Origin of the sequence: Sphaerisporangium sp. NPDC088356 (genome assembly GCF_040685555.1) — a bacterium.
Classification (GTDB): Bacteria; Actinomycetota; Actinomycetes; order Streptosporangiales; family Streptosporangiaceae; genus Sphaerisporangium.
Genome location: NZ_JBFBIK010000210.1, coordinates 1 through 5,999, shown reverse-complemented (window position 1 = coordinate 5,999; position 5,999 = coordinate 1). Strand labels below are relative to the sequence as shown.

General features: G+C 70.7%; 5 protein-coding genes and 1 pseudogene. 4 read left to right on the top strand and 2 right to left on the bottom strand.

The window, feature by feature from the left end; all coding sequences use genetic code 11:
* Positions 1-2,685 (bottom strand): isoleucine--tRNA ligase (gene ileS, locus AB0O34_RS35875; protein ID WP_363923294.1); only part of this gene is annotated, 2,685 nt, incomplete at its 3' end.
* A gap of 339 nt (positions 2,686-3,024) precedes the next feature.
* Here ileS and AB0O34_RS35870 point away from each other — a divergent pair.
* From AB0O34_RS35870 to AB0O34_RS35855, 4 genes are all read left to right on the top strand, one after another.
* Positions 3,025-3,288: a DUF167 domain-containing protein gene (locus tag AB0O34_RS35870; RefSeq protein WP_363923292.1), complete on the top strand. Its 264-nt coding sequence runs from the start codon at positions 3,025-3,027 to the stop codon at positions 3,286-3,288.
* 93 nt (positions 3,289-3,381) lie between these two features.
* A complete protein-coding gene (locus AB0O34_RS35865) occupies positions 3,382-3,783 on the top strand; it encodes a TraR/DksA C4-type zinc finger protein (protein ID WP_363923296.1) in 402 nt (133 codons plus the stop codon).
* Complete coding sequence (gene lspA / locus AB0O34_RS35860; protein WP_363923290.1) at positions 3,747-4,379, top strand: signal peptidase II; 633 nt, start codon at positions 3,747-3,749, stop codon at positions 4,377-4,379. The genes AB0O34_RS35865 and lspA overlap by 37 nt, the downstream gene beginning before the upstream one ends.
* Positions 4,372-5,301: an RluA family pseudouridine synthase gene (locus AB0O34_RS35855; RefSeq protein ID WP_363923288.1), complete on the top strand. Its 930-nt coding sequence runs from the start codon at positions 4,372-4,374 to the stop codon at positions 5,299-5,301. The genes lspA and AB0O34_RS35855 overlap by 8 nt, the downstream gene beginning before the upstream one ends.
* Before the next feature lie 39 nt (positions 5,302-5,340).
* Here the strand turns inward: AB0O34_RS35855 and AB0O34_RS35850 are convergent.
* Positions 5,341-5,999: pseudogene (locus AB0O34_RS35850) on the bottom strand (hypothetical protein); the annotation flags it as partial.

Sequence of the window (5,999 nt, the reverse complement as noted above, 5' to 3'; positions counted from 1 at the left end):
CGCCGCGACGTCCTTGGTGCCGCTGCCGAAGCGCTTGCCGAGCGTGCGGAAGTTCGGCTTGACGGTGAAGGAGACCAGGTCGGCGGAGAACGACGACAGGTCCTCCAGCGCCTGCACGTTCAGCTCGTCGGCGATCAGCTCGCGCAGCGAGCCGGGCAGGGACGCCCAGCGGGAGGCGCCGATGAGCGCCCGCCCGAGAGGCTGGCGGGTCTTGACGCCGCTCGACGCGCGCGCCGACCTGCCGAGCTCCACCAGGCGGCGTACCAGGGCCATCTGCTCCGACAGGCCCGGGTCGAGCAGCTGCTGGTTCACCTCGGGCCACGTGGACAGGTGCACCGAGGAGGGCGCCTCGGGGGTGCGCAGCACGTCCCACACGTAGTCGGTGAGGAACGGCACCAGTGGCGCCATCAGCCGCGTCACCGTCTCCAGGGACTCGTACAGCGTGGCGAACGCCGAGACGTCGCCCGACCAGAACCGGCGCCGTGACCTGCGGACGTACCAGTTGGAAAGGTCGTCGAGGAACTCGGTCAGCCGCCGCCCGGCCCGCGTGGTGTCGAACGTCTCCAGCGCCTCGGTGACGTCGGACACGGTGCGGTTGAGCTCCGTCAGCGCCCAGCGGTCGATCAGCGGGCGGTCGGCGTACGCGGGGGCCTCGGCCAGCCGCGCGGGCGACCACGACTCGGCGTTGGCGTAGAGCGTGAAGAAGGAGGTCGTGTTCCAGTAGGTCAGCAGGACCTTCCTGACGATCTCCTCCAGGGTGCCGTGGCCGACCCGGCGCGGCGCCCACGGGGAGCCCGAGGTCGCCATGAACCAGCGCAGCGCGTCGGCGCCGTGCTCGTTCATCAGCGGGATCGGCTGCAGCACGTTGCCGAGGTGCTTGCTCATCTTGCGGCCGTCCTCGGCGAGGATCAGGCCGAGGCACAGCACGTTCTCGTACGCCGACCGGTCGAACACCAGCGTGCCGACGGTCATCATCGAGTAGAACCAGCCACGGGTCTGGTCCAGGGCCTCGCAGATGAACTGCCCGGGGTAGGACTTCTCGAAGACGTCGTTGTTGACGTGCGGAGCGCCCCACTGGGCGAACGGCATGGCGCCGGAGTCGTACCAGGCGTCGATGACGTCGGGCACTCGGCGGGCCTCGGCGCCGCAGGTCGGGCACGCGAAGGTCACGTCGTCGACGAACGGCCGGTGCGGGTCGAGGGCCGACAGGTCGAGCCCGGCGTGCTCACCCAGCTCCTTCAGCGACCCGACGCAGGTCACGTGGGACTCGTCGGCCGAGCACACCCACAGCGGCAGCGGCGTCCCCCAGTAACGCGACCGGGACAGGGCCCAGTCGACGTTGTTGCGGAGCCACTCGCCGTAGCGGCCCTCCTTGATCGTGGCCGGGAACCAGTTGGTCCGCTCGTTCTCGGCGAGCAGCCGGTCCTTGATCCGGGTGGTGCGGATGTACCAGGAGGGGAGCGCGTAGTAGAGCAGCGGCGTGTGGCACCGCCAGCAGTGCGGGTAGCTGTGCTCGAAGTGGCTGCCGCGGAAGAGCAGGCCACGGGCCCGCAGGTCCTCGGTGAGGCCCTCGTCGGCGTCCTTGAAGAACTGGCCGCCGACCTGCGGCACGCTCGCCAGGAAGCGCCCGTCGGGGCCGATCGGGTTGACCACCGGCAGGCCGTACCGCTTGCAGGTCGTCATGTCGTCGGCGCCGAACGCCGGGGCCTGGTGGACCAGGCCGGTGCCGTCCTCGACGGTGACGTAGTCGGCCAGCACCACGTAGTGGGCCCCGGGGATGTCGACCAGCTCGAACGGCCGGGAGTACGGCGTGTGCTCCAGCTCGGAGCCCTGGAGGCGGTCGGTGACCGTCCAGCCCTCGCCGAGCGCGCTCTCGACCAGCGGCTCGGCCACGATGACCGGCCGCTCGCCGTCCTTGGCCGCGACGACGTACGTCACGCCGGGGTGGACGGCCACGGCGGTGTTGGACACCAGCGTCCACGGCGTGGTGGTCCAGATGAGCAGGTCGGTGCCCTCGAAGCGGCCGGAGGTCACCGGCATCCGCACGTAGACCGACGGGCTGGAGACGTTCTCGTACCCGCCGGGCTGGCCGAGCTCGTGGTCGGACAGGCCGGTGCCGCAGCGCGGGCAGTACGGAGTGATGCGGAAGTCGCGGAACAGCAGGTCCTTGTCCCAGATGACCTTCAGCGACCACCAGACGGCCTCGACGTAGGAGGGGTCCATCGTGCGGTAGGCCTGGGACATGTCGACCCAGTAGCCCATCCGCTCGGTCATCTCCTCGAAGGCGTCCACGTGGCGCCGCACCGACTCGCGGCAGCGCTCGTTGAACTCGGCGATGCCGTACGCCTCGATCTCGGGTTTGCCGGACAGGCCCAGCTCCCGCTCGACGGCGACCTCGACGGGCAGGCCGTGGCAGTCCCAGCCGGCCTTGCGGGGGACGTTGAACCCGCGCATCGACTTGTAGCGGGGGAAGACGTCCTTGAAGACACGCGCCTCGATGTGGTGCACGCCGGGCATGCCGTTGGCGGTGGGAGGCCCTTCGAAGAAGATCCAGGACGGGCCGTCCGCGTTCTGTTCGAGCGAGCGTTCGAAGACCTTGCCGTCACGCCAGCGGTCGAGCACCTCCGCCTCGAAGGCGGGCAGGTCGACCTGCGCGGGGAGCGGGCGGAAGTAGGGTGCGGACATCGTAGGGGCATACCTCCACGCGAGCGTTTCTCCATGGCGTGGAGGGACGAGGCCGACGGCCCCGCGGTACCACCCTCCTTGGCCCCCTCCGGAGAAGCTTTCCCGAAAAGAGGCCCACTCTTGTCATCGCTGCCGGTTCTACTGGGCCGCGCAGCCGTCGGGCTGATCGCTGCCGTTCCTCCGGCGGCTCCGGGGTGATCTTCCCTCCGGCTCTCGCCCCGGGCTCACACCATCCCCGGGTCGCTCGTGCGAGTAGGGCACGGAGGTACTCGTCCCCATCAACGCCTTGCAAACTAAAACGATATCTCACTCCGGGGAGAGCGCCGACCCATTTATGCGGTGGCCGCCGGTGCACGGCCGGCCGCCGCGCGCGAATCCGCGGCCGGTGCTTACGGCGGCGGCGCGATCGGCCGGACGCGAACACCCGGGCGCCGGACGGAAAGGCCGACGGCGGCGGTGCTGAGCGAGGTCGGCGCCGCCTTCGACGTGCGGCTCGCGGAGGTACGCCTGGTAAGTGGACCGACAAGCATGGATAAGATCCTGGAGATCATCGGTAATGAGCAGGAATTGACCGAAAGGGCTGCGCTGTTACTGATGACGTAAACGGTCGGCGCGTCGTTTGTTCTTCCGATATGGCCGACCTATGCTTCCCGCACTGCTCATCAGGCGATCGGCGAGGAGGCCTTCATGGCCGGTATGACGCGTGCGGCGAAGACCACCACCGAAACGGGTATCAGCGCCGGGTGGACCGACGGGGAGCTGTCCGAGGTCCGCGGACGCCTCCAGGGCGAGATCGAAGAGCTCAACGCCGAGGTCGCCCGGTCCGAGTCGCAGATCGCTTCGGGGGACATCAGCGACACCGCGGGGGACGACCAGGCGGACGCGGGCGCCAAGACCTATGAGCGGGAACGCGAGATCGCCCTTACCCTGAATGCGCGAGATCTGGTCGCGCAGAACGAGCGGGCGCTCGCCCGCATCGACGCAGGAACATACGGAGTGTGCGAATCGTGCCACAAGCCGATCGGCAAGGAACGCCTCCAGGCGTTCCCGAGGGCGACGCTATGCGTGTCGTGCAAGCAGCGGGAGGAGCGTCGCTGAACGCATCGCCGGAGACCACCGACGGGCCGGAGCCGCTGCGCGCCAAGCGCATCGGCGCCCTCGCGGTGGTGGCGGTGCTCATCTACGTGCTCGACCTAGCCAGCAAGACCCTTGTGGTGAAGTTCCTGGAGGGCGGGGAGCCGGTTCGCGTGATCGGCGACCTGCTCCGGCTGCGGGTGATCCGCAACTCGGGAGCGGCGTTCAGCATCGGCACCGGCATGACGATCATCTTCACGGTGATCGCGGCCGGTGTGGTCGTCGCCATCCTGCGCACGGCGCGCCAGCTCCGCAGCGTCCCGTGGGCGATCACCCTGGGGCTGCTGCTCGGCGGCGCCGTCGGCAACCTCACCGACCGCGTCTTCCGCTCTCCCGCCCTGTTCCAGGGACACGTCGTCGACTGGATCGAGGCCTTCCCCGTCACGCACTTCCCGGTGTTCAACATCGCCGACTCGGCGATCGTCTGCGGCGGCATCCTCGCGGTCTTCCTCGCCTGGCGGGGCTACCAGGTCGACGGGTCCCGCGTGGGGGACGAGCACACCGCGCAGCAGGGCGACAAGGTCGAGCAGGGCGAGCGTGGAGATGAGCGGCATGGGTGAACAGCGCAGCCTTCCGGTGCCCGACGGGCTGGAGGGGGAGCGCCTGGACGCCGCGCTGGCGCGGCTGTTCGGCTTCTCCCGCACCCGCGCGGCCGAGCTCATCTCGGCGGGTGACGTCCAGGTCGACGGCTCGGCCGCGGCCAAGTCCGACCGGGTGCACGCGGGCGCGTGGCTCGAGGTCGTGATCCCCCCGCCGCCCACCATGCCCACACCGGTCGCCGAGCCCGTCCCCGGCATGAGCGTCCTGTACGAGGACGACGACATCATCGTGATCGACAAGCCGATCGGCGTCGCGGCGCATCCCACCGTGGGCTGGACCGGCCCGACCGTCCTTGGAGGCCTGCTGGGCGCCGGGCACCGGGTGGCGACCAGCGGCGCGGCCGAGCGCCAGGGCATCGTCCACCGCCTCGACGCCAACACCACCGGGGTCATGGCGGTCGCCAAGAGCGAGATGGCCTACTCCCGGCTCAAGCGGGCCTTCAAGGAGCGCACGGTCGAGAAGCACTACCACGCGCTCGTCCAGGGGCATCCAGACCCGCTGCGCGGCACCGTGGACGCCCCCATCGACCGGCACCCCTCCGGCGACGGCAGGTTCGCGGTCGTGGCGGGGGGCAAGCCGTCGATCACGCACTACGACACCATCGAGGCGTTCCGGGCGGCGTCGCTGCTCGACGTCAAGCTGGAGACGGGCCGCACCCACCAGATCCGGGTCCACATGTCGGCCATGCGCCACCCCTGCGTCGGAGACCTGGCCTACGGCGCCGATCCCACGCTCGCGGCCCGGCTGGGCGTGACCCGCCAGTGGCTGCACGCGGTCTCGCTGGCGTTCGACCACCCGGCGAGCGGCGAGTGGGTCACCTTCACCAGCGACTATCCCGAGGAGCTCGCCAGGGCTCTCGACCGTGTCCGCGCCGAATCCTGACCGGGGGACGAGCCGGAGCCGTAAGGCCGGCGCGGGGGGCTACACCCCCGGCACGGGGATGCCGTGGTCGATGACGGCGCGGCCGTCGTTCTGACGCGGGTCGCCCCGGCTGTCGCCTTGGTCTCCGCCGCCCTTGTCGCCGCGCGGATCGGCCTCGCCCTCGCCGGGCGGTATGACGTTGTCGGCGGGCTTGTCGGTCTTCTTGGGCTTGGTGGGCTCCGGCGTCGGACGGGACGAGGGCTTGCCCTTGTCCTTGGTCTTCTCCGGCTTGGGACTCTTCCTGGCGGGCGCCGTGCGCTGACCACCTGTGGCGGAGGAGACAGGCCTCCTGGAAGGCGGATTCTGGTCGCGCTGCTGGTAGGTCTCCTGCGGCGTCTGCCGGCTCACCGGCTCGGTCGAGGGCGTCACCGACACCGTCACCCGCACGGTCGGGGAGGTCACCGGCGTCTGCGCCGTGCCCGCCGACCGCGCGGTCACCCACGCCAGGCCGCCGGCCACCAGGCCGACGGAGACGATCAGCGCGGTGAGCCCGGCCAGCGCGATGCCACGTCCCCCGGCGCCCGGACGTGCCTGCGGGGGCACCGCTCCGGGCGCGGTGATGGCCGCCGGTACCGGCGTGGGGTCGGCGGCGGGCGCGGGGACCGGCGCCGGGAGCGGCGTGGGCGGGAGGATGGCGGGAGCCGTCGGCTCGGGCTGGA